The sequence below is a fragment of the Algivirga pacifica genome (genome assembly GCF_039543525.1).
GTDB lineage: Bacteria > Bacteroidota > Bacteroidia > Cytophagales > Flammeovirgaceae > Algivirga > Algivirga pacifica.
In genome coordinates this window covers 85457-109830 of sequence record NZ_BAABJX010000017.1, presented here as the reverse complement: position 1 = coordinate 109830, position 24374 = coordinate 85457, and the positions used below count along the sequence as shown (strand labels likewise).

24 protein-coding genes are annotated in these 24374 nt (G+C 38.8%); 6 read left to right on the top strand and 18 right to left on the bottom strand.

Going from position 1 to position 24374, the window contains the following annotated elements; all coding sequences use genetic code 11:
* Nucleotides 1-79 precede the first annotated feature (79 nt).
* From cysD to ABD985_RS04540, 15 genes are all read right to left on the bottom strand, one after another.
* Nucleotides 80-985 carry a sulfate adenylyltransferase subunit CysD gene (gene cysD, locus ABD985_RS04610; protein WP_345369586.1) on the bottom strand — a complete coding sequence of 302 codons (906 nt, stop codon included), beginning with the start codon at nucleotides 983-985 and terminating at the stop codon, nucleotides 80-82.
* Nucleotides 986-1002: 17 nt separating this feature from the next.
* The gene (gene cysC / locus ABD985_RS04605) at nucleotides 1003-1596 is read right to left on the bottom strand and encodes an adenylyl-sulfate kinase (protein WP_345369585.1); all 594 of its coding nucleotides are present in this window, start codon (nucleotides 1594-1596) and stop codon (nucleotides 1003-1005) included.
* Between the two features lie 169 nt (nucleotides 1597-1765).
* Nucleotides 1766-2848, bottom strand: coding sequence for a glycosyltransferase family 4 protein (locus tag ABD985_RS04600; protein WP_345369584.1), 1083 nt, complete (start codon nucleotides 2846-2848; stop codon nucleotides 1766-1768).
* A gap of 181 nt (nucleotides 2849-3029) precedes the next feature.
* The gene (locus tag ABD985_RS04595) at nucleotides 3030-4094 is read right to left on the bottom strand and encodes a mannose-1-phosphate guanylyltransferase (RefSeq protein WP_345369583.1); all 1065 of its coding nucleotides are present in this window, start codon (nucleotides 4092-4094) and stop codon (nucleotides 3030-3032) included.
* A gap of 92 nt (nucleotides 4095-4186) precedes the next feature.
* Nucleotides 4187-6631, bottom strand: coding sequence for a polysaccharide biosynthesis tyrosine autokinase (locus ABD985_RS04590; RefSeq protein WP_345369581.1), 2445 nt, complete (start codon nucleotides 6629-6631; stop codon nucleotides 4187-4189).
* A gap of 86 nt (nucleotides 6632-6717) precedes the next feature.
* Nucleotides 6718-7551 (bottom strand): polysaccharide biosynthesis/export family protein, encoded by an 834-nt coding sequence (locus tag ABD985_RS04585; RefSeq protein WP_345369580.1) that lies wholly within the window; start codon nucleotides 7549-7551, stop codon nucleotides 6718-6720.
* 571 nt (nucleotides 7552-8122) lie between these two features.
* Nucleotides 8123-8833: an NUDIX hydrolase gene (locus tag ABD985_RS04580; RefSeq protein ID WP_345369578.1), complete on the bottom strand. Its 711-nt coding sequence runs from the start codon at nucleotides 8831-8833 to the stop codon at nucleotides 8123-8125.
* Between the two features lie 422 nt (nucleotides 8834-9255).
* The gene (rpsC, locus tag ABD985_RS04575; protein WP_345369577.1) at nucleotides 9256-10032 is read right to left on the bottom strand and encodes a 30S ribosomal protein S3; all 777 of its coding nucleotides are present in this window, start codon (nucleotides 10030-10032) and stop codon (nucleotides 9256-9258) included.
* A 25-nt stretch (nucleotides 10033-10057) separates the two neighbouring features.
* A complete protein-coding gene (rplV, locus tag ABD985_RS04570) occupies nucleotides 10058-10444 on the bottom strand; it encodes a 50S ribosomal protein L22 (protein WP_345369576.1) in 387 nt (128 codons plus the stop codon).
* The gene (gene rpsS / locus ABD985_RS04565) at nucleotides 10444-10719 is read right to left on the bottom strand and encodes a 30S ribosomal protein S19 (RefSeq protein ID WP_345369575.1); all 276 of its coding nucleotides are present in this window, start codon (nucleotides 10717-10719) and stop codon (nucleotides 10444-10446) included. Before rpsS ends, rplV begins: the two co-directional genes overlap by 1 nt.
* 6 nt (nucleotides 10720-10725) lie before the next feature.
* A complete protein-coding gene (gene rplB, locus ABD985_RS04560; protein WP_345369574.1) occupies nucleotides 10726-11553 on the bottom strand; it encodes a 50S ribosomal protein L2 in 828 nt (275 codons plus the stop codon).
* Nucleotides 11554-11731: 178 nt separating this feature from the next.
* On the bottom strand, nucleotides 11732-12019 hold the full coding sequence (rplW, locus tag ABD985_RS04555) for a 50S ribosomal protein L23 (RefSeq protein WP_345369573.1): 288 nt from the start codon (nucleotides 12017-12019) through the stop codon (nucleotides 11732-11734).
* A 13-nt stretch (nucleotides 12020-12032) separates the two neighbouring features.
* Nucleotides 12033-12653: a 50S ribosomal protein L4 gene (gene rplD / locus ABD985_RS04550; protein ID WP_345369571.1), complete on the bottom strand. Its 621-nt coding sequence runs from the start codon at nucleotides 12651-12653 to the stop codon at nucleotides 12033-12035.
* An 11-nt stretch (nucleotides 12654-12664) separates the two neighbouring features.
* The gene (gene rplC, locus ABD985_RS04545; RefSeq protein ID WP_345369570.1) at nucleotides 12665-13285 is read right to left on the bottom strand and encodes a 50S ribosomal protein L3; all 621 of its coding nucleotides are present in this window, start codon (nucleotides 13283-13285) and stop codon (nucleotides 12665-12667) included.
* Nucleotides 13286-13979: 694 nt separating this feature from the next.
* Nucleotides 13980-14738 (bottom strand): NRDE family protein, encoded by a 759-nt coding sequence (locus ABD985_RS04540; RefSeq protein WP_345369568.1) that lies wholly within the window; start codon nucleotides 14736-14738, stop codon nucleotides 13980-13982.
* Nucleotides 14739-14874: 136 nt separating this feature from the next.
* Here ABD985_RS04540 and ABD985_RS04535 point away from each other — a divergent pair, with 136 nt between their 5' ends.
* Nucleotides 14875-15282 (top strand): group III truncated hemoglobin, encoded by a 408-nt coding sequence (locus tag ABD985_RS04535; RefSeq protein ID WP_345369567.1) that lies wholly within the window; start codon nucleotides 14875-14877, stop codon nucleotides 15280-15282.
* A gap of 42 nt (nucleotides 15283-15324) precedes the next feature.
* On the opposite strand, the gene ABD985_RS04530 is transcribed toward ABD985_RS04535, so the two are convergent.
* Together ABD985_RS04530 and ABD985_RS04525 are read right to left on the bottom strand one after the other, a co-directional pair.
* Nucleotides 15325-15951, bottom strand: a complete 627-nt coding sequence (locus ABD985_RS04530; protein WP_345369566.1) for a thioredoxin family protein — start codon at nucleotides 15949-15951, stop codon at nucleotides 15325-15327.
* A gap of 419 nt (nucleotides 15952-16370) precedes the next feature.
* Nucleotides 16371-17621: a competence/damage-inducible protein A gene (locus ABD985_RS04525; RefSeq protein WP_345369565.1), complete on the bottom strand. Its 1251-nt coding sequence runs from the start codon at nucleotides 17619-17621 to the stop codon at nucleotides 16371-16373.
* A 532-nt stretch (nucleotides 17622-18153) separates the two neighbouring features.
* On the opposite strand from ABD985_RS04525, the gene ABD985_RS04520 reads away from it, so the two are divergent.
* Together ABD985_RS04520 and ABD985_RS04515 are read left to right on the top strand one after the other, a co-directional pair.
* Nucleotides 18154-19419, top strand: coding sequence for a metallophosphoesterase (locus ABD985_RS04520; protein WP_345369563.1), 1266 nt, complete (start codon nucleotides 18154-18156; stop codon nucleotides 19417-19419).
* A 254-nt stretch (nucleotides 19420-19673) separates the two neighbouring features.
* Nucleotides 19674-20000, top strand: a complete 327-nt coding sequence (locus ABD985_RS04515; protein WP_345369562.1) for a nucleotide pyrophosphohydrolase — start codon at nucleotides 19674-19676, stop codon at nucleotides 19998-20000.
* A 183-nt stretch (nucleotides 20001-20183) separates the two neighbouring features.
* On the opposite strand, the gene hemN is transcribed toward ABD985_RS04515, so the two are convergent.
* Nucleotides 20184-21551, bottom strand: a complete 1368-nt coding sequence (gene hemN / locus ABD985_RS04510) for an oxygen-independent coproporphyrinogen III oxidase (protein WP_425550434.1) — start codon at nucleotides 21549-21551, stop codon at nucleotides 20184-20186.
* Nucleotides 21552-21658: 107 nt separating this feature from the next.
* On the opposite strand from hemN, the gene ABD985_RS04505 reads away from it, so the two are divergent.
* The 3 genes from ABD985_RS04505 to ABD985_RS04495 all read left to right on the top strand — a co-directional run bounded on the left by ABD985_RS04505 (nucleotide 21659) and on the right by ABD985_RS04495 (nucleotide 24329).
* On the top strand, nucleotides 21659-22981 hold the full coding sequence (locus ABD985_RS04505; protein WP_345369559.1) for a carboxypeptidase-like regulatory domain-containing protein: 1323 nt from the start codon (nucleotides 21659-21661) through the stop codon (nucleotides 22979-22981).
* A 50-nt stretch (nucleotides 22982-23031) separates the two neighbouring features.
* The gene (gene pncA, locus ABD985_RS04500) at nucleotides 23032-23661 is read left to right on the top strand and encodes a bifunctional nicotinamidase/pyrazinamidase (RefSeq protein ID WP_345369557.1); all 630 of its coding nucleotides are present in this window, start codon (nucleotides 23032-23034) and stop codon (nucleotides 23659-23661) included.
* 221 nt (nucleotides 23662-23882) lie between these two features.
* Nucleotides 23883-24329 carry a carboxypeptidase regulatory-like domain-containing protein gene (locus ABD985_RS04495; protein WP_345369554.1) on the top strand — a complete coding sequence of 149 codons (447 nt, stop codon included), beginning with the start codon at nucleotides 23883-23885 and terminating at the stop codon, nucleotides 24327-24329.
* Nucleotides 24330-24374: the final 45 nt, after the last annotated feature.

Sequence of the window (24374 nt, the reverse complement as noted above, 5' to 3'; positions counted from 1 at the left end):
TAATTTGTATCTATAATTAATGAAAAAGAGATAGCGTACTGCCTAGAATAGTATGCAGTATCTATAAACAAAAAAGATTCTAGAAGTATCCTTCTTTCTTACGGTCTTCCATTGCCGTCTCAGAACGCTTATCATCTGAACGGTTTCCTCTTTCTGTTTGTCTAGCTGCAGCTACTTCTGCAACAATTTTCTCTAAGGTATCTGCATCAGACTCATCACCACCTGTAATTGTAATATCACCCAATGTACGGAAACGGATCTTCTTACTTTCTACTACCTCACCCGGTCTTAGTGTTAGGTACTCAGAATACGGTAACCACGTACCATCTCTTCTGACCACATCTCTTTGGTGAGCAATGTATAAAGAAGGAATTGCAATATTTTCACTCAAGATATATTGCCATACATCCATCTCTGTCCAGTTACTGATAGGGAAGGCTCTAAAGTGCTCTCCTGTGTGATGTTTCCCGTTGAACAAGTTCCATAACTCAGGACGTTGGTTTTTAGGGTCCCACTGTCCAAACTCATCACGGTGAGAGAAGAAACGTTCTTTTGCTCTTGCTTTTTCCTCGTCTCTACGACCACCACCGATACAAACATCAAAGCCATGTTCTTCGATCGTATCCAATAATGTCGTTGTTTGCAATCTGTTACGGCTAGCATCTTTTCCTTTTTCCTCTGCTACACGTCCCTGATCGATAGAGCTCTGAACCGAACCGACAACCAATTGAACGCCTAATTCCTCAATCAAGTCATCTCTAAACTTGATCGTTTCAGGAAAGTTGTGCCCCGTATCCACATGGAATAACTTAAATGGCATTTTGGCAGGATAAAAGGCTTTTCTAGCCAAATGGGTTACCACAATTGAATCCTTACCACCAGAGAACAAAATCGCTGGGTTTTCGAACTGGGAAGCTACTTCTCTCAATACATAGATGGCTTCTGCCTCCAGCTCCTGCAAGTGGTTTAGGTGATACTTACTCATAGTTTATTAAAAATTACTTAAAGTTTGTTTTTAATCTCGTTCCATAAAAAGTCCAGCGACTCCTCCAGAGCTAACTGGTCTGTTCTTACTTCAATATCAGGCTGAACAGGCGCTTCGAAAGGTGAACTAATCCCTGTAAAATTAGAAATCTCACCAGCTCTCGCTTTCTTATATAATCCTTTTACATCCCTTTGTTCGCATACTTCCAAAGGACAGTTGACAAATACTTCTACAAAATTATCTTCCCCAACAATTTGTTTCACTTTCGCTCGGTCTTCAGCAAAAGGAGATACGAATGCTGAAAGCGTTATTATTCCTGCATCCACAAATAGATTGGCTACTTCTCCAATTCGACGAATATTTTCCACCCTACTTTCTGAAGAAAAGTCAAGATCATGGTTAAGGCCCTTACGGACATTATCTCCATCTAAGATATAAGTATGATATCCCTCTTCAAAAAGCTTTGCTTCCAATGCATTGGCCAAAGTAGACTTTCCTGATCCAGAAAGACCCGTAAACCAAATCACCAAAGAACGGTGATCATATTTAGTATTTCTAGCATTCCTATCCACTTTATAATCGTGAGGAATGATATGAAGTTTTTCTGCCATTTATTTGTTAGTGTTTTTTGATAGCCTTATGAAAAATATTCATCATCTTATTAGACTATCTCGATTACTGAAGACATGTTTAATAAGACAAAATTGATAAAAAAAATACTTATATCATACCTATACTAAAAAAAGTAATAAAATAAGCGACTCATTATCAGCTTACATCCTATTGTAGTAGTTTCTGACGTTCTTTTCTTAAGATAATATTTCGTTTATGCTCCGCACGTTTATCTCTCTCAAAAAAGACTCTTTTTACTCTCCAGTTTAATCCGGCATTTAACACAAAGCCACTGATAGCTAACCAAAGTAAAACAAATCGATCACTTAGTACAAGACCTAATCCCCAAGCCATAACGATCGCGCAAATACTAACACATAGAATCACCAAGGTTACGTGATGATGTTCCAATCCCATCCTCAAAAGCATATGATGAACATGTAACTTATCAGGTGAAAAAGGAGAACGTCCTTGAGACATTCTTAAAGTAAATATTCTCAGTGTATCAAAAATAGGATAAGCAAATAATGCGATAGACAAACTTACACTATTATTGATAAAGTAAGAATGCTGACTCGACAAAGCTTTATTCAAGTTCAGAAAAACAATAATCACAATAGAAATCGAAAAGCCGATCACCATAGACCCTGTATCTCCCATGAAAATTTTAGCAGGATTCCAGTTATACCATAAAAAACCCAATAAAGCTCCTAACATTGACAAAGAAAATACAGCCCAACCCAATTCCTGAATCAATAAAAACCATCCTCCCATACAGGCGAAAAACAATGCTGCTATAGAACCTGCTAATCCATTAATACCATCAATAAGATTATAGGCATTCGATAACGCTATCACCATAAATAAAGAGGCTATCACACTAAACCATTCTGGAAAGTCTCCCATAAAATCCAATGTATAAAATGACTCTAATTTTATAGAATGCAGCCCAATCACCATAGAAGCACTCAAAAGTTGTACGATCAATTTATTTTTAGGATTCAGAGGTAACATATCATCTCTAATACCCATAAAGAAAATCAATAGAGACCCCGCAATAAAATATTGAAACTCTTTAAGCTGATCTGCTTCTACAAAAGCACAAAAAGCTATATAAAACGCAATATAAATGGCTACACCGCCCAATGAAGGCGTAATCGCTTTATGGATTTTTCGTCCTCCTGGCTGATCAAAAATATTGTTTTTATGAATCACTTTTATAACCTGAGGAACGGCAATTAGCCCAATCATAAAAGCGGATATTAAGGATAATAAAGGAGTTAACATCATTATTTAAAATAGTTAGTTATAGCTAATGTGCATATTCTGTTTATTATATAAAGAGTGAACAAGATCACTTTACTATGAAAATAAACAGCTAGACTAATTTTTTATTTAAAAAATAGATTTAGTAATTCATAAGACCCACACATCAAACAAAATCTTGATCAATTTTCGCCACTTCCTTAAGGTATCCTTTCACACGCTGTTCCTTTTCTTTTTGACAAATCAAAAGTGCCTTTTCATTATCAATTACAATGTAATCCTCCAGCCCTTGTACTACTGCAACCTTATTAGGTTGTATTTTCACCAAGGTATTCGTTGTCTCTTCAGAAATCACTTGACCATGAAATGCATTGTTATCCTCATTTTTGATATTTGTTTCAAAAATAGATTTCCAGGTCCCCAGATCAGTCCAACCAAAAGAAACAGGAACCACAAATACGTTATTAGCCTTTTCCATGATACCATAATCAATAGAAACACTATCACACTTTTGAAATGCAGACTTCACACAAAAATCATCTTGTGTTCCACTTAATAAAGGTGCAAATAACGATGATATCTGAGGTGTATACTTTTCTAAAGCAGAGATAATACTTTTTGCAGACCATACAAATATTCCCGCATTCCACAGGTAATTCCCTTTAGACAAAAACTCTTCCGCAGTAGTTAAATCAGGTTTCTCTGTAAATCGTTCTACTTTTACTGTATCACGACTTTCATTCTCATGATATTCTATATAACCATACCCTGTATCTGGTCTAGAGGGCTTTATTCCAAAAGTGATCAGTTGATCTTTTTCATTTGTTTCTTTATATGCTAAATCAGCTGCAGAAGCAAATGAGATATCATTCGTAATTAGATGATCCGAAGGAGCAATTAATATAGAAGCTTCGGGATTGATAGAAGCAATTTTATAACTAGCATATGCAATACAAGGTGCGGTATTTTTTGCTTGAGGTTCACACAATATACGCTCTTCAGCTAATTGAGGAAGTTGCTCCTTGACAATACCTTTATAGGTATCATTCGTCACAATAAATATATTATCAACGGCACAAACTTGAAGTAAACGCTCAAATGTCATTTGCAACAAGGTTTTTCCTACACCTAAAATATCATGGAATTGCTTCGGGTATGATTTACGGCTAACGGGCCATAGACGACTGCCTACTCCTCCAGCCATGATCACCGCATATCTATTCTTTTCCATTAAAAAAATTGGTTAATAGTTAATCATTGGGTACAATCACCTAAGGTGCTCTAACTACAAGAACCCTTAGGTGATTATATTTAATCATAAACTTAGCTAAACACCTTTTTCAAGAAACTCTTTGCCTTATCTCTTTTACCTGGCTCTACCTCCTCTTCCACGTAATATCCACCACTATATCCGTAACTCCCATAGGTTCCTCCATAGGTGTTATTTTCCATATCCACCCCATTTAACACAAAGTTCACCTTCTTACGTTCCTCATCCGAGAAATGGCTTTCTGCTTTTTGCACCATTTCTCTTAGGGTGTGGTCCTGACGGGTCATCAAGAACATTACATCTACGTGCTGAAGCAAGTTAAAGGAGTCAGCTACCAAACCAATTGGTGCTGTATCAATCATCACAACATCGAAAGCTTCTTGCATATCTGCCATCAGAGCAGACATTTTATCACTTGATAATAACTCCGATGGATTTGGAGGTACTGGTCCAGAGTGAATCATATGAAGGTTAGGTACATCTGTTTTTTGAATAGCAGCATAGCTTTCACAGTTTCCAATCAAGTAATCGGTCAAACCATACCCTTGTACATTGAAATAATCATCCAATCTTGGCTTACGAATATCTGCACCGATCAACAGCACCTTCTTTCCCATTTGTGCAAAAGAGGCCGCCAAGTTTGAAGAGAAGAAGGTCTTCCCTTCTCCAGGGATCGTAGAGGTAGCCATAATCGTCACCTTTTCTTTATTCGGTACCAAATATTTCATATTCGCACGAATACTACGGAAAGATTCCGACACAGCACCTTTAGGGGAATTGGTCACGACTAATACATCCGAACGTTTTGCTTTCCCTACGACACCTGCTACAGGAATACTTGAAAGTGCTTCTATATCATCACGCGTTTGAATTTTATTGTCAAAGACTATTTTGACAAACATTAATCCTAATGGAAGAACTGCACCTAACAGTAACCCTATAACTAAGTTAATCAACTTCTTAGGACTAATTGGCTTCTCACTAATTTCAGGATATTCTAACACTCGGTAATCAGAAGTCGCTGAAGCACTATTAATGCTTGCTTCTGCCTTCTTTTGAAGTAGAATCGTATAAAGCTCTTCGTTTGTGGTAAACAAACGCTGATAATCTGTAAATACTTTCTCCTCTGAAAGTAATGTCTCTGCCGATTTCATCAACTCATTTACCTTACGATTTACCTGCTTCATCTTAAAGCGATAGGTATCCGTCATATTGGTTACATTCTCCAAAATAATCTTCTCCATTGCCACTACCGCTTCTCTCTTTTGTTTTAGTTGCAACTGGAAAATAGGAGAGTTTTCTACTAATTCTGTCTGCAGTGTAGTTGTTTCTACTTTTAAAGTGATATAATCCTCTACTAATTGATCTAACGCTTTATTCTCTACCCCAAACATATTAGGAGAAAGAATCTCATCTTCTTTTTGATCCTGAACATAAGACTTCAGATACTCTAAATAACGTAGAGTCAGTTCAATACTATTACGTTCCTCATCTAGCTCATAAATCTTTTGAAAAACATATTGAGAACCGCCAGATAACTCTTTATTCTTGATACGTAACACATGCATCTCACTCGCCATATTTCGCATAGAATCGGAAATCTCTGTCAAACGCTCATCAAGAAATTCAATAGCCTTAAAATCTCTACTATTTTTATAGTCTATATTTTCTTCCTCTCCTACTTTATAAATTGTATTCAACAAATCCACTTCCATCAATGGAATCGTACCATTAGATGTAAATTGCAAAACAGACTCTCCAGCTTTTTTATCCCCTAATGCTGCTAAGGACACTTTATCTCGAATCTCTCTAACTATAGCATCTTCAGAATATAGTCGAAACTCATACTCTGATTCTGTATCCCAAATCACAGCCTCATTCAAAGCAATAGTAAATTTAAACCCATTCACTTCTACTTCTTTACCAAAAGGGAATTCTTTTTTATTAAAAAATGGGATCCAAGAAATCTCTTCTTTAGGTTCATCATCGTCCAACTGCAATTCATATGTAGTAGAAGATAGTTTTTTCACTAAGTAAGTGCGATCCAATGGCATTCCATTTTGATTTCTATCAAAATCAATCACAAATGGAGATGTCTTGTATAATAATCTTTTTTTAAGAGATGTTGCATCATAGTACGCCACATCCAACTTCAACTCATCTACAACTTTTCGAAGAATCCCTCTAGACATAAAGAAGCCCTTCTCATATTCCATATTAATGGTTGCCAGATCCATTCCACCACCAATACCTAAATCAAGGCCTGCCAACATAGAAGCTCCTCCACTTGTATCCTCTTTCTCTTTCACGACTTTACTCGTTACCTGCCAAATATCTGGCATTAACCAAGTAACTCCAAAAGCAACTATAACACCTAGCACCGTGGAAATTGCAACCAAATACCATTTAGAGAGTGCATAGCGAAAATACCTCCCTAAATCTAAGACGACATCTTCCTGCTCATCGAAATTCCCCTGAAAATTCCCTTGTGTATTCATTTATTCTTCAGTAATTAGTAATTAGTGAATTAGTAACCCATACTATTACTACACACTAAACACTGTTTGTTCTATGATTGATAATTTTAATTCCTAGTCACCAATGTTGCTACACTAACGATTAGCCCAACAATTGACGCCACTAAACTAGCATTTCTGTAAGCATAATTTACTGCTGGACGTTGCTTGTTAGGTTGTACAATCAACACATCATTAGGTTGCACAAAATAATACGGACTACTCACGAAATCCTCTGAGAGAAAATCAAGATAGACAACTTCTGCCACTCCTTCGTTATCACGGATTAGCTTCACTCTTGAACGTTCTGCTAACTCTCCAAAACCACCCGCTAATGACATGGCCTCTACCATCGTGATTCTATGGTTAAACGTAGAGTGCATTCCTTCTCTCCTTACTTCTCCCAAGACAGAAAAGCGAAAGTTCAGAAGATTAATATAAACAATCGGATCTTTTAGATACTTACTTAACCCTACTTGTATTTCTTTTTCTAACTCTGAGATTGTCCTTCCTTTTGCTAATACTCTACCTAGCATAGGAACAGCGATGTACCCCTCTGTATCCACCTCATATCCATAAATCGTTCCGCGTTCTCCTCCAATAATTGTGGATTGCATTTGTCTAGAGTTAATCGCACTAGCTGGATCCGCTTGCATAAAGGAATTATACTCTGCTGGAGTTGTTGTAGATACACGTATATTTAACTGATCATCCCTGCGGATACGGTATTCTGATGCAGTGTGTAAATCGTAGGAACGTACAACCGAGTCCCTTGGCACATCCTCTTTCAACTCATTCCCATTTCTAAGATAGGTAGCATTCTTGTTGGATACACATGAAGTGATTGCGGTGAAGAATGTCAGGTAAACTAAAAATCTTAGCACAAAGCTATTCTCTTTCATCAGTATTCGTATTGTTGTCAACTAGTTTAAACAATCTACCCTCTTGGGAGGTTAATAATTTGGCTAATAACTCCTGATAAAGGGTCGTCCCGAACTTACCGATCGGCAATATTCAGGAGATGCAAAAGAACGTAAATATCTTCGGATAACAAAATTATTCATTCAAAAATCCCTCTTTTTAGGGAACCATACCTCTGCGCATAACACTATATTAATCAAGCAGTAATAGAATAAGTTACTACCATTATTTAAGTGTAAAATCAACACAATGATACTTATGATTAACAATCATTGTATCCTAAAAAATATTCTAGTTTAATAATTCTAAAACGTCCTTTCTAGACAATTAGTATACGTCTAATTAGTAGACCATTAAATCTTACATATCGACAGCTAACGGTATGTTTTTTTTTGCAGAAAAAGGAGAAAGGAGAAAGGAGAAAGGAGAAAGGAGAAAGGAGAAAGGAGAAAGGAGAAAGGAGAAAGGAGAAAGGAGAAAGGAGAAAGGAGAAAGTTAAACTCCTTTTTACCTTTTACCTATTATTTCTTACTTTTTTATCCTTCATTAAAATTAGCTACCAAATGCCATTGATTTCAACTCAAAGTTAAATCCAGCAGCAATCAGTTCATCATATTTATCTTTTTGGAACTGATAATAATAAGCGCCTTTTTTGGATACTCCTTTTTGCTTTTCCTCTAGCTTCTCTAATAGATTTGTCGCTAGAATCTTCTTACGGAAATTACGCTTATCAAACTGCTTTTGGTGAATCGCTTCATAAAGTGTCTGCAACTCTGGCAAAGTGAATTTCTCAGGAAGCAACTCAAAACCCAATGGTTGATAACGTGACTTACGTCTTAATTTACCCCAAGACTTTTGGATCATATCTTCGTGGTCAAACATCAATTTTGGTAAAGCAGTAATGGAAAACCATTGTGCCTGATTTTGCTCCAATAATTTCTCATCGTAAGCATCTACACGTACCAAGGCATAATATACCAATGAAACTACGCGTTCTACAGGGTCCCTTCCTACATCTCCAAAGGTTTGCAACTGGCTCATATAGATATCATCCAAGCCCGTCTGCTTTTTCAAGATACGAATGGCTGCATTATCCAAAGACTCTCCTTCGTGAAGGAAACCAGTCGCCAGACCCCAGGCCCCTTTATATGGTTCTTGTTTTCTTCTGGTCAATAAAACTTTCAGAGTCCCTTCCTCGTAACCGAAAATCACACAGTCTAAAGCGAGCAGTGGACGGTAGGCACTTCTATAATATTCGTTCATAGTCTATTCCATTTAGTGGTTAGTGATAGTGATAAGTATTAAGCGGCTGATTTGAATCATATAAACGCTGTTTCCACTAAGTATTTTTTTCGTTTTTATTTCTATCGTTTTTTGAACAAGTCAGTGTATAGTATAAAGTGTATAGTGTAACGTATGGGTACTATATCCTTAGGTATTATACACATTTATTAGATCCTCTTATTTAAGGAAATAACTTAGTCAGTTAAAACTACAAAAAAAATCATTATCGAATTAAATAAATGAATGGGTTCTATCGGAAAATTAACGATGAGTTATTTTATAGATCGATCAACTAGAGTATTCTATGTAAATTAACTTAATAAAAAACCCAAGCCTTACGACTTGGGTTTTTAAATCCTTTTGAAGTGTAGATCAACTCAGTAGTTGAAATCCAGAGAAAATTACTTATCTCCTCTTGGTCTTCCACCACCTCTGTTACCTCCACGGTTTCCGCCACGTTTGCCACGTCCACCGCCCTGTCCACCGCGCTTGTTACCGCCACGGTTGTCTCTCTTAGAAGACTCAGGGTTTGGAGAAAGGTCACGCTTACCGATCACCTCTCCTTTGAAGATCCATACTTTTACACCGATGATACCGTATACCGTTTGTGCTTCAGTCAAAGCATAATCGATATCCGCTCTCAAGGTATGCAATGGAATTCTACCTTCTTTATAAATATCAGTACGAGCCATTTCAGCACCACCTAAACGACCAGAGATTTTGATCTTGATACCTTGAGCACCAACTCTCATTGCGTTAGCGATTGCTTGCTTCAATGCTCTCTTGTAAGAAACACGGTTTGCAAGCTGCTGAGCGATTGATTCACCTACTAGTTTAGCGTCAGTTTCAGGTCTTTTCACCTCGAAGATGTTGATCTGAACTTCTTTGCCAGTAAGCTTCTTAAGCTCCTCTTTAATTCTATCTACTTCAGCACCAGCTTTACCAATAACTACCCCTGGACGAGCCGTATGGATAGTCAACGTAACGCGCTTAAGTGTTCTTTCGATAACAACTTTGGATACACCCGCTCTTGGGTTTGGAATACGAGCAGAAAGATATTTTCTGATCTTGTCGTCCTCCACAAGTTTATCAGAGAAATCTTTACCACCAAACCAAGCAGACTCCCAGCCTTTGATGTAGCCTAGTCTTAAACCTATTGGATTAACTTTTTGTCCCATTGAATTTGCTTAGATTTGAGATTAATTATTCGTTTTCTTCTGATTCGAACTCAACGTTGATCAAACCATTGTCAATTGAATCTACGATCAATGTCACGTGGTTAGATCTTTTTCTGATTCTGTGCGCTCTACCTTGTGGAGCTGGACGGAATCTCTTAAGCGTACGTCCCTGAGTTACGAAAACCTCTTTTACGAAAAGATCTGCATCTTCAATAGAATCTTCTGGGTTCTTTTGTTCCCAGTTTGCGATAGCAGAAAGAAGAAGTTTCTCTACGTAAGGGGCGCCAGCTTTTTGCTCATATCTAAGCAGGTTCAGCGCTTCAATTACTTGCTTACCTCTGATTGAGTCCACAACAAGACGCATCTTGCGAGGAGCAATCGGGCAATTATTTAGTTTTGCTACTGCTTCCATTATCTCTTTTTGTCTTTTTTGTTAATGTGACCCTTGTAAGTTCTAGTTGGAGCGAATTCGCCTAGCTTGTGGCCTACCATGTTTTCAGTCACATACACAGGGATAAACTTGTTTCCGTTGTGTACTGCAAAAGTGTGACCGATGAAGTCAGGAGAGATCATAGATCTTCTAGACCATGTCTTAATAACCTGCTTCTTGCCAGACTCATTCAACGCCTGTACTTTATTTTCCAGACGGAAGTCAATATATGGTCCTTTCTTTAACGATCTAGCCATTGCTTATTACTTTGATTTTCTTCTTGAAATAATCATTTTGTCAGAGTACTTGTTCTGCTTTCTAGTCTTTTGACCTTTAGCATACAAACCGTTTCTAGAACGTGGGTGACCTCCTGAAGATTTACCTTCACCACCACCCATTGGGTGATCTACTGGGTTCATGGCAACACCTCTAGTTCTTGGTCTTCTACCCAACCATCTGTTTCTACCTGCTTTACCCAAACGAACGTTCGAGTGATCAGCATTTGAAACGGTACCGATCGTTGCGCTACAAGTTAGCAACACCATACGTGTTTCACCTGAAGGCAATTTGATCACAGCGTACTTACCTGTTCTACCCAACAACTGAGCGTAAGCACCAGCAGAACGTACCATTGCAGCACCTTTACCTGGCTTCAACTCGATGTTGTGGATGATAGTACCAACAGGGATCTCCGCAAGAGGAAGTGTGTTTCCTACTTCTGGAGCGATTCCGCTACCTGACACTACAGTTTGTCCAACAGCTAGACCCGCAGGAGCAACAATATATCTCTTCTCTCCATCTTCGTACTGAAGCAGAGCGATACGTGCTGTTCTGTTTGGATCGTACTCAATCGTCAAAACCTCCGCTTTCACGCCGTGCTTCTCACGGATGAAGTCGATGATTCTGTATCTTCTTTTGTGACCACCACCAATGTAACGGGCAGTTCTTCTACCAGAGTTATTTCTACCACCAGTTTTTTTGTGTTTCGCAATAAGCGACTTTTCTGGCTTATCCGTAGTAATCTCCTCAAATGTAGGAGCCACTCTGAAACGCTGACCCGGAGTTACCGGTTTTAACTTTTTAACAGCCATTCTTAAAATTAAACGTTTTATGCTTTTACTGCAGGTAGATAGGATATCCCACCCACAATAGACAACATTAAATAAAACAAAAATTAGTACTAGTGATTAGTGACTAGTGACTAGTGACTAGTGATTAGTACAGAATACTAATCACTAACCACTAATCACCACCCACTCTTCACTAAGATTACATGTTCTCGTAGATGTCGATCACCTCTCCGTCAGCCAATTTAACCATGGCTTTCTTGAAAGAAGATGTTCTACCGTCGATCACTGCTGTTTTAGTATATCTAGTTTTAGATTTACCTGGCATGATCGCAGTTCTTACTGAATCTACTTTAACATCGTATTTATCTTCAACTGCTTTTTTGATCTGACCTTTGTCTGCGTTCTTGTTTACAACAAAAACGAAAACGCTTTGATCATTCATCATCGCAGCTTTCTCTGTAACTAATGGTTTGATAAGTACTTGCATCGTGAAAGGCTACTTAGAATTTAGAAAATACTTCAATTGCGTCTTCAACAACGATTACCTTGTCCGCGTTCATGATATCGTACGTGTTCAAGTTCGCTGCTGTTGATACCTTTGCCTTTGGCAGGTTTCTCGCAGAAAGTACAACGTTAGCGTTCACAGCTGCAGTCACCAACAAAGTCTTTTTGTCAGTAGCCTCCAAAGCTGCCAATACTGCTTTGTACTCTTTTGTTTTTGGCGCATCAAAGTTGAACGCTTCAACTACTGTGATATTGCTCTCAGTAGCTTTGTAAGAAAGCGCTGACTTTCTAGCCAACTGCTTCACCTTCTTGTTAAGGTCGAAAGAGTAGTTTCTTGGTCTTGGACCGAACACTCTACCTCCACCTCTGAAAACAGGTGACTTGATAGAACCTGCACGCGCTGTACCTGTTCCTTTTTGTTTTTTGATCTTACGAGTAGAACCCGTAATATCCGCTCTCTCCTTAGACTTGTGAGTACCTTGTCTTTGGTTCGCCAAGTATTGTTTTACGTCCAGGTAGATTGCGTGGTCGTTTGGCTCAATACCAAACACTGACGCTGGAAGGGCAACAGTTCTTCCAGTCTCAGCACCTTGAATATTTACAACTGCTAATTCCATTTTCTCCTAGATTACTTTTCGATGATTACGTAAGAATTTTTAGCGCCTGGAATTGCTCCACTTACAAGAACCAAGTTCTCTTCTGGATACAATTTCAACACTTTAAGGTTTTGCACTTTAACGCGCTTTCCTCCCATACGTCCAGCCATTTTCAGACCTTTAAACACTCTAGATGGAGTCGCACAAGCACCAATAGCACCTGGAGCTCTCAATCTGTTGTGCTGACCGTGAGTAGCTTGTCCAACACCACCGAAGCCATGTCTCTTAACTACACCTTGGAAACCTTTACCTTTAGAAGTACCTACGATGTCAACGAATTCACCCTCAGCGAAAATTTCTTCCATCTTCAATACATCTCCTAGAGCAAACTCTCCATCGAATTCTCTGAACTCAACTAGCTTACGCTTTGGAGCAGTGTTTGCTTTAGCGAAGTGACCTTTCAAGGCAGCGGACGTTCTCTTCTCCTTCTTCTCATCATAACCCACCTGAATAGCTGTATAGCCATCAACTTCAGGAGTCTTAACCTGAGTCACTACGTTTGGACCAGTCACGATAAGCGTACAAGCTACATTCTTGCCGTTCTCGTCATAGATGCTGGTCATCCCAACTTTTTTACCGATTAATCCTGGCATCTTAAATTTACCTTTTAAAAATTTAAAACAGACATAAGGCGATTTCACGCCTCATCGATCTAACTTCGTTTTAAGAGCAAGTTCTCTCACATAATAAAACCTCGCCTCATTTGCTCGTTAGTGCATTTAAAGCGAGACGTTTATCTCTAGAGAGAAATACTTACAACCCTCAAACGGTCTGCAAAAGTAGTGATTTATAAATAGATATCAAACTTTAATATGATTTTATTCCAAATCGTTAGAATTAATGGGGGATTGGAGCAGTGAGCAAATTGATACTTTGTGTGTATCACTGCGAGTGTAGTGGTAGTTAATTTTCAATGATTAATTATCAATTTTCAATAGGGTTTATTTCATAGTAGCAGAAAATACATTCCTAGTGCTGTGATTATTTAATACGTGATTAGTGGTTAGTGATTGGTAATTCGTTTTACTAGATATCTATACTAGTCACTAATCACTAATCACTAATCACAAAAGACACTGCTGTAAGAGGTATAAACAAACTTAATAATCAGATCACTAGTGGGCCGATTATTAAATAAGTATAGAGGCATAGAAGTGTAAAGTTTCAGGCTCTACACTTTTACACCTCTACACCTTTAACACTTTGAACCAGTTCTGTGATTAATCACATAAAACTCAACTAAACAATATGAACGAGCGAAGCTCAACTAAACAACATGAACAATTACTAGAACGACTTCTTCACGCTATACACCTCTCGCATTTGCTCATCATACCCTATCTCCATCACTTCCCAACGCTCATTATAGTCTTGTAAAATAACCGTAGAGCAACGTGTACCATACCCTTGGTAAGGTTGTATATACATAGAGGACAAAATCTTCTCCCACTCATAAGGCATTCCTGTATTTGGTAAATAATGATCCTCAGCCAGCGTAGTATCCTTTAATAACGCTGCCAGATCCTCCAAAGATAACTCATGCTGTTGTATCGCCTGAGTCAATCGCCTTTTACTTTCTTGTACTTTTACCCAATCTGAATCCAGTAAAGCATTACTCAGTCCATATACTCCAGGGTCTAATTGACGAACTCCTTTGGTATAATTAGAAGCATAATACATTCCTGTACTATCTCCAATCAACAGATTAAAGCCGTTATATTGGTGTGCCCTCTGACTTACTTCTTTTATATAAGAATAAGCCCCTTGCTCTCTCTTTAAAAAATCTGCCGTTAAGTCTCCTCGGGATGGAGCCTCTTTTTTCAGTCCATCCATATCTCTATAATTCGTTAAGGCCGCTAATGCTCCTTGATTATTGACGCCCATCCATGTACCCCCTGCCTGTAAGTCTCTTCCGGCTAAAATATGAGGGTAGTCTTCCCATACATATAAAGGAGCTGTCGAACGTTCAAAAAATTCATCCCTGTTGGCTACAAGTATTAATTTATATTTAGGGTGCTGCTCTATGGCAAAAGTTATCAAACACATGTTATTAAAGGTAAGAGGTAAAAAGTAATAGGTAAATAGTACAGTGCATCGTCCTGTGAATATAAAAGTAGTATAGAGCACCGCCCTGTGAAAACAATAACTATATATAATTCCGGAAACCTATTATTTTTGCACTATGACAAAACAAGATATCAACAGTCGTCAGGATGTTTCCTTACTCGTCCATTCCTTTTATGAACGTGTTCGAGAAGATGAACTTATAGGTCCTGTGTTTAACCATATTATCCATGATTGGGATACACACCTAGAATTACTGACAGACTTTTGGGAAAGTAATCTCCTTTTCCAACCAAAATACAAAGGAAATCCACATCAGGTACATCAAGAGGTAGACCAGCAAATGCAAGGAACGATCTCTATGGAACACTTTGGACGATGGTTACAATTATGGTTTCAAACCATAGATACTCTTTTTAAAGGTAAAAATGCTGAAGCAGCCAAAAGAAGGGCGCGCAATATGTCGACCTATATGTTTATGAAAATCTATGAACGACGCCATAACGAAAAAGGCCAACAGGAATAATCCTGATGACCTCTTCGTTTCGTTTTCAAAATAATATTTTTACTACTCTAGTTCACTTAGAAGCGCTGTCATCTCTTTCATCAGCGACTTTCCTTTATCCTTATTGTACCACTTTTGAACCATGGTCTGGAAAGCCGTCTTATCATCGGCTGCATCAATTTTATACTGTGGAATCAAATCCTGTAGTTCTTGTGGTCTTGATCCCCACACTGCTACCACTTCATGCGTATCAGCCGTCATAATGGCTAACTTAGGAATCGAACGTTTACCATCCGTCAAAAACATATCCATGGTCTTGGGATGTTGATCCCTCAACACTAGCTTCAAATCCACCGCAGGGGTCACTCCAGCAATTTCTGCGATAATTGGAACACAGTGAGAAGCGTCTCCACACCATCCTTCCGTAATCAAAACCCATATATAATCTTTGTTCAGCCCTTGCGCTGCTTTACGCACCTCTTCTGACAAGGCAGTTGTCTTGTCATAACGATGCATACGTGTCAGGTTCAATTTGGTGTACTCCCTTAATTGTTCTTCGCTATACTCAATAACATTCTCAGCAGCTACTCCGTTATCGGAGAACATATTCTCCAAGCCTTCAAGGTATTCGTCATAAGTGTAAGAATTTTCCAGCGTGTGTAGTGGAATGGAGATATTTTTTAGTGTCATATACTATTTAGTTTTAGGAGTCTGTGCTATGTGGTACAGCACCTTAGATATAATAATTCGTGATCTTTAATCCTTACTGAGATAAACAATCACAGGTAAATAAATAATTCCCAAAAATAAGAGAGATAAGGCTTTTTTTCGAAGAGAGTGTTTGATTCTATTACATAGGGATCTCTAGTTGAATAAAAAACCGTCATACTACCAACTCGCTTTGTTGAATCGTTGAGACAGCTTACGCTGCTTGTTGAATTTCACCTTCGGTGAGTTGATTCGAGTTGAACTGTTGATTGAATGAAACACCTCAATTAACAGTTCAACTCGAATCAACGAGCGAAGCTCAATTCAACTCACCGAAGGTGAAATTCAACGATTCAACAAAGCGAGTTGGTAGTATGATAGTTATAGATAAGAACAGAGGCCTACCCTATCGTATCAATATGCTTCCACAACAACTTCAATACAGCTGTAGCGGTAGCATTAATATTTAATATACGATCTGAAGTCAATTGTAGTAATTGTGTATAAGTCTCCTTTGGGGTCGCACAAGCAATCCAAATGGTCCCTACTGGCTTCTCTTCTGTCCCTCCATCAGGTCCCGCGATACCAGTCGTTGAAATACCAAAATCAGCTCCATAACGCTCACGAACTTGCTCTGCCATTTCACGGGCCGTTTCTTCACTAACCGCTCCATGGGTCCTTAGGGTTTCTTCCTTTACTCCAAGTTGAGACATTTTCACTTCATTGCTATAAGAGACAATTCCTCCTTGATATACTGCTGATACTCCGGGAATATTTGTAATCTGATCTGCCAATAACCCTCCTGTACAACTCTCCGCTGTAGCGAGTTTCAAGCCCTTCTGTTTTAATTTTTCTACTACAAGTACTTCTAGATCTATATCTTCCTCTGCATATAGCTTCTCTCCTAGCAAAGGTCGAATCTTATAAAGCTCTTCTTCCACTTCCATCTTCAACTGTTCCAGATCAAACCCTGTAGCTGTTAAGCGAAGACGGACTTGTCCTAAACGTGGCAAATAAGCCAGCTTAATATGCTCCGGCAAGGCATCTTCCCAATGCTCTAATTGCTGTGCTAATATAGATTCTGGAATCCCTACCGTACGCACCATTTTATGATAAATGAAAGGCGTATGAAACTGCTGCTGTAATCGAGGGATAATAATATCACTCATCATTTTTTTCATTTCATGAGGGACTCCCGGCATAGAAACATACACTTTTCTTCCTTGTGGAAACCACATCCCCGGTGCTGTTCCAACAGCATTATGGATGACTTCCCCCAACGCAGGTACATAAGCTTGTTGCCTATTCAATTCCGTAATTTCTCTTCCTTTTACTTTAAAAAGTGCTTCAATATGGGTAAACACCTCTTCTCTAAATGTCAACTCCTCATTGAAATACTCCGCAAAAGTGTGTTTCGTTATATCATCTTTAGTTGGCCCCAACCCTCCTGTCGTCAATACCACATCGGCTCGCTGTGAAGCCTCTTTCAATGCCGTCAATATCTCTTCACGGGAATCACCTATAGACGTCTTTCGAATAATTCTAAAGCCTATCTTTCCTAACTCTTGTCCAATCCATTGAGAGTTAGTATCGGTAATTTGTCCATATAAGATCTCATCTCCTATGGTAATAATTTCAGCGTATACGTTCATTTATGTTCATGATGTTTAATTGAGCTTCGCTCGTTCATATTGTTTAGTTGTTTTATACCTGTTCATATTATTTAATTGAGCTTCGTTCGTTCATACCGCTACACGGCGTATGTTAGTTGTTTTATACCTGTTCATAAAAAATAAAATAAGCCTTACAGGTACCCGAAACACTATTTTTTTTGCAAACCCTTGTTCTACAGACCGTGATCACGCAAGGGCTGACATTATTCAACTAAACAATATGAACGCAATTGCGAAGTAACTGCAATTAAACAGCATGAACAGCTTCTTAATAAATCTTAAATTTCAAACGTTCTGTTCTATATACCGTTATAAAATGCCTAAGATTCTTATAATCTACAGTATTCTTCTACATTCATTTATATAGAATTTACAACAAGGTAAGCCACTCGCAAGTTAATAACTAAAAAGTAGTCTGTAGGTTTTCGATTTGTTTTCCTGCTGCTCACGTTGAGGTTTCTATATTCCTGATATTGGGGATATTATTATCAATGATAAATCATAACATATTATGAAGGAAAGAATGATTATCTTTTCCGCTATCCTATTTATAATCCTATTAGTACTGGATCTATACTCTTTTAAAGGAGTACGTACACTCACGGCTGATTTAACACATCAAGCAAGTCGTAGGGGTATTCATATCGCATTCTGGGTGTTCAGCATAGGAGTATATCTCGCTATGGGTTGGGAGTTTCTCAATTTTGAGCGCTACAGAGTCCCAGGAGAAGCGCACGTCTTCTTTATGATCAACTCCCTTATTCTAATGTCCCTATTCTCCAAATTGATTTTCGTACTTTTTCATGGTATGGAAGACCTTTCTTATTTGGCGATTAACCTATACAAGAAATTCACCACCTCTGCAAATTCCGTTAACCCTGAAGGAAATACCATCAGTAGAGGGAAATTCTTAACCTACTTGGGAGCTGGTATTGCCAGCGTACCCTTTGGTAGTATTGCCTATGGAATGATCAAGGGAAGGTATGACTTCCGTGTGGTTAAGGAAACACTAAAATTCACCAACCTACCGAAGGCCTTTGAGGGAATGAAAGTAGTCCATATTTCTGACATTCACATTGGTAGTTTTCCGTTAGGTCACCCTTCTGTAGAGAAAGCCGTTAAGATGATTAACCAACTAGATGCTGACATCCTTCTTTTCACAGGTGATTTAGTAAACAACCTAGCCAATGAAACTGACGGCTGGTTGGAAATCCTTGGGCAGATGAAAGCCAAAGTGGGTAAGTACTCTATTTTAGGGAATCATGACTATGGAGACTATATACAATGGGAAAATAAAGCGGATCGTAACCGCAATTTGGAAGCTGTCAAGCAAGCCAATAGAGACATGGGCTTTGACCTTTTACTTAACGAAAACCGTATATTGCAAAAGGATGGAGAAGAAATCGCTCTAATTGGTGTTGAGAACTGGGGTAAAGGACGATTCTCTAAGTATGGAGACTTGAAAAAAGCCTCTAACGGCGCAGAGCAACATCCATTTAAAATTCTAATGACACACGATCCTTCTCACTGGGATGGAGAAGTATTGGACACTGATATTGATCTTACCCTTTCAGGACACACCCATGGAATGCAGTTTGGAGTAGAGATTCCAGGACTAAAATGGAGCCCGTCTCAATATGCCTATCCAAGATGGGGCGGCCTATACCAAGAGGCTAAGCAATTTTTGTATGTCAATCGTGGTTTTGGTTACCACGCTATTGCTGGTAGAATTGGTATGCCTCCAGAAATTACACTGATCACATTAGCAAGAAGCTAAACGCTTGTTCATGATGTTTAGTTGTTAAAACATTCTATAGTTGTTAAGATTGAAATAGTTTATTGGTTATCGCTTATTGTTTATAACTGATAACCCATTACGTCTCACCTCTCAACTGTATATTATCCTGATAAGCAGTGAAAAGGTTAACCTTAAACACTATACTTTTAAATTAAACAACAACTAAACAATATGAACGCAATTGCGAAGCAACTGCAATTAAACAGCATGAACAACTACAAAAAAATAGAACGATGACAATTAAAGAAGCACAAGAAATTATTGACAAGTGGATCAACACTACTGGTGTACGTTACTTTAATGAGCTGACCAACACCGCTATCTTAATGGAGGAAGTGGGAGAAGTAGCCCGTATTATGGCCAGAAAATATGGGGAGCAATCTTTTAAGAAATCAGATGAGGAAGTGGATCTTGCGGATGAGATGGCTGATGTACTGTTCGTGCTGATGTGCTTGGCGAATCAAACCGGTATCGATCTTACAGATGCTTTGGAGAAAAATCTGGAGAAGAAAAGCATTCGTGATGCTGACCGACACAAAAACAATGAAAAACTTCGTTGAGGCCGCTTACGCAGCTGGTTGAGTAGCACTTCGTGCTGTTGAGTTTCACCTTCGGTGAGTTGAGTTTTTCTTCATAATATTTCATAGAGCGAAGCATAATGAAATAAAGTCTCAACGGAGCGAAGCTCCTCTCAACAGCACGTAGTGCTACTCAACCAGCTGCGTAAGCAGCCTCAACAATAGTTATACGGTTTGTGAGAAGATTCTGGACTCCGGCTTGGCTCTTAGCATACGGCCATCCAATGCCATACAGATATTTCTTACAAAGGCTTTACCAGCATCTGTCACTCTTAAGGAGGTCTCTCCTATTTCTAACAAGCCATCTTTTTCCATCTCAGTCAAACGCTCCTTGGCTTCGAATAATATTCCTACTTGTTGCTCTTCTTTTTCCCATGAGGTTTCGAAGTGGCACATCACATCCAGGATATGTTTTCTCAGAATTAAGTCTTCCTCCGTTAGTGGGTGTCCACGATAAATCGGAATATGTCCTTCGGCTACAGCCTGTTGATAATCCTCTACTTTTTTATGATTCTGAGCAAATGCTGTCCAAGAATCAGAAATAGATGATACGCCCAACCCAATCATCAATTGAGTATAATTGGCAGCGTATCCCATAAAGTTTCTATGTAATGACTTGGATTCTGTCGCCTTATACAAGCTATCCTCCTTCAAGGCAAAATGATCCATTCCAATCTCAATATACCCTGCCTCTTCCAGCATTTTCTTGCCTAGCTCGTATAGTAATCGCTTCTCCTCATCAGCAGGAAGATCTGCCTCGGTAAAACGACGCTGTCCTGTTTGTCCGATCCAAGGCACATGGGCATAACTATAGTAAGCAATACGATCAGGTTTCAATAACTTCACCTTTTCAATGGTATCAACAATACTTTCCTTGGTTTGGAAAGGAAGTCCATAGATCAAGTCATAGTTAACCGAGGTATACCCCGCTGCTCTTGCATTGTCAGTCACTTCTTTTACGGATTCAAAAGACTGCACACGGTTAATGATTTCCTGTACTTTCAGGTCGAAGTCCTGTATCCCAAAACTCACTCTGGTAAACCCTACCTCATGCAAAGCCTCCAAATGTTCTTTGGTTGTATTTTTAGGGTGTCCTTCAAAGCTGAATTCTGCCGTATCCGTCACTTCACTTGTCTCCAAAATAGAACGAATCAACTGCTTTAGATGCTCTGGACTGAAGAAGGTTGGAGTACCTCCACCAAGATGGATTTCCTGAATTCTAGGCTTCTCTCCTTCAAAAAGCTGCAGGTACAACTTCCATTCCTGTAATAAGGTCTCTATATAAGGGAGTTCTACCCCATGATTTTTTGTAATTCTCTTGTTGCAGGCACAAAACGTACAAAGGCTCTCACAATACGGTAAATGAAGGTAAAGACTAATCCCGTCTTTCTGGTTACTTACCTGAAATGCTTTCTTCACGTGTTCTTTCCATTGCGCTTCGGTAAAAGGCGCCTTATCCCAATAAGGTACCGTAGGGTAACTGGTATAACGAGGTCCTGGAACGTTGTATTTTCTGATTAATTCGGCTTGCAACATAGTTTTTATATAATCTTAATTCTGATAACTTTGATTAGCATATTACTTTAATAACAATATAACATCACTAATAAATACAAAACTACACAGTGTCAAATTCAAGAATGATGATCAACGTCAATACTATTAAATTCCTACTGCTCTCACTCCTCTGCTTCGGGTATATCGAGCAAGGAAAAACACAACAAGTTACGTATACTGGGACAATCCTCGATGCAGAAACTCAAGCTCCCTTACCCTATGCCCATATTCTTTTGGGAGAAAGTAGAAAAGGTACTTTTAGCAATGAAGAAGGGTATTTCCGTATATCCCTTCCTGAAGGGCATTCCTATACCTACGTAAAAATTTCTGCAACTAGCTTTCAAACTACAAAAGTTCCCTTAACCGAACTGAAAGACAAAATTATTACGCTAGCGCCTTATGTTGTGGAGCTTTCTACCGTAGAGATACGCCCCGTCAATATGAGAGAGTATGTTTGGGAAGCTATACGAAGGATTCCGGAAAATCACTTTGGTGATCCCCTAATGCTCAAAGGCTTTTTTAGGACACAAACCAAGATTGATCAGCAAAATGCCGGCTATGTAGAAGCCTTGCTCGATATTATTGACCAACCTACCCAAGATACTTTAAAACAGAATCAATACCGGGTACTCATGGCCAGAGACTTATCAGACTCTGTTACTCTTGATTGGGGGCTTGATGAAGATATGGACTCTATGAACTTTGAAGCCTTTACCCCTCATGACCTATTGACATCAGACATTATTCGTAAAGAGGGTATGCAGTTAGACGAAGACATGGAAGGACGTATCGTTTCTTTTCTAGATACCACCAAACTGGATTATTACCATTTTGAATACAAGGGATTGACCTATTATCAAGGTCGAACAGTCATGGAGATCCATTTTAAACCACGATGGAAGATGAATCTGGGAATGTTTGAAGGCACTATTCTGCTGGATGAGCAAAACTATGCTTTTGCTTCCCTTGATTTTGAAATTCCCAAAAGATATTTGAAACATGTCCTTCCTTTTGGCAGAGGGCTAGGGAAATTAGCCGTTAGAGGTGCCATGCGTTTGGCTGGTATATCCCTCAATTATAGCCTGGATAAAGTACAAGCCCACTATTCTTACCAACACCTCAACAACAAATGGTATCCCAAGTATATCGGCAACGATTTTCGTTTCTACGTCAAGGTACGTTATCGAAAAGAAGGAATTAACATCAATAATCATTTCGCCCTCTCCAACGAATTATTCATCCTGGACGCCAACCCTACTGATCTTCCGGAAATCCCTGAAGAAGAACGCTTCTACCCTTCTCAAAAAATCAAGGATGTGCTAACAGAACACAGTGAGGATGAATGGCAGAAGTATAATATTGTAACAAGAAGACAATCTGTGGTTGGAATGAAGAATGAAGAATGAAGAATGAAGAATCTAATCATTACACTTTTCACTATACACTTTACACGATTATGAAAGCTTTAATTTTAGTTGATATTCAAAATGACTTCGTAAAAGATGGTGCTTTGGCAGTACCAGAAGGAGAAAGCATTATCCCTACGGTCAACGCCCTTCAAGAAGACTTTGACCTGATCGTTGCTACACAAGACTGGCACCCTGCCGATCACGGCAGTTTTGCTGCAAATCATACAGAGAAGCAGGTTGGTGAAGTTATTGATCTGCATGGCCTTCCTCAAATCCTATGGCCTGTACATTGTGTACAAGGGTCAACAGGAGCCGAGTTTGTTAAGGAACTAAATATGGATAAGGTGGAAAAAGTGTTTGTCAAAGGTACCGACAAAACGATCGATAGCTACAGTGGTTTCTTTGACAATGGCAGAAAGAAAGCTACTGGTCTTGGTGACTATCTCAAAGAAAAAGGGGTTAATGAAGTATACGTTGTCGGTCTCGCCGCTGACTATTGCGTAAAATTCACAGCGATGGATGCGCACTCCCTTGGTTTCACAACCTATTTAGTTGCTGATGCTACCAAAGGAGTGAACCTACAAAAAGGTGATGTAGAGGCTGCTATTGAGGAAATGAGAGCGACTGGTATTCATATTGTCTACAGTAAAGAAATAGCAATGAAGAATGAAGAATGAAGAATGAAGAATGAAGAATGAAGAATGAAGAAAATTATTTAGGTCGACTGTACTGATCAAATTCTCACTGTAAATTTTTCACTGCTCTCTGTTTCTGACGGGCGACCACAAGAGGACCACTCCCCTTGTAACATATACTTGAGAGTGACGGGCGACCACAAGGGTCGCCCTTACCTTTTACCTTTTACCTTTTACCTTTTACCTTTTACCTTTTACCTCAAATGAAACTACTTATTTTCACAGTATTCTTATCGCTGATGGCTTGTAAGACACAGCAATACACCTCAGGAATAGAAGGTGTAATTCTTTGGCAAGAAGGCAATCAGATGCCTATGGTTGGACAAGAAAATACTACTATTCAGACCGCGCAACCCAAAGGTATTGAAAGGGAAGTCTATATTTTCAATGCGCTTAATGCAAAAGATATACAAGCTAGGAAAGGGACATTCTACCAAATACAGGAAGAACCTCTCTTAATCGTGAAAAGTAAAAAAGATGGCTCCTTCAAAGCTTCTCTCCCTGCTGGAACTTATTCGGTCTTTGTAAAAGAGGCACAAGGACTTTTTGCCAACCGTATGAATGGAAATGGCACGATCAACCCAGTAACAGTCAAGGAGAAAGGATACACCCCTATTCGTATAGTCGTCAACTATATGGCTGCTTATTAAAGGAGAAAGGAGAAAGGAGAAAGGAGAAATTTAATTACTTTTTAC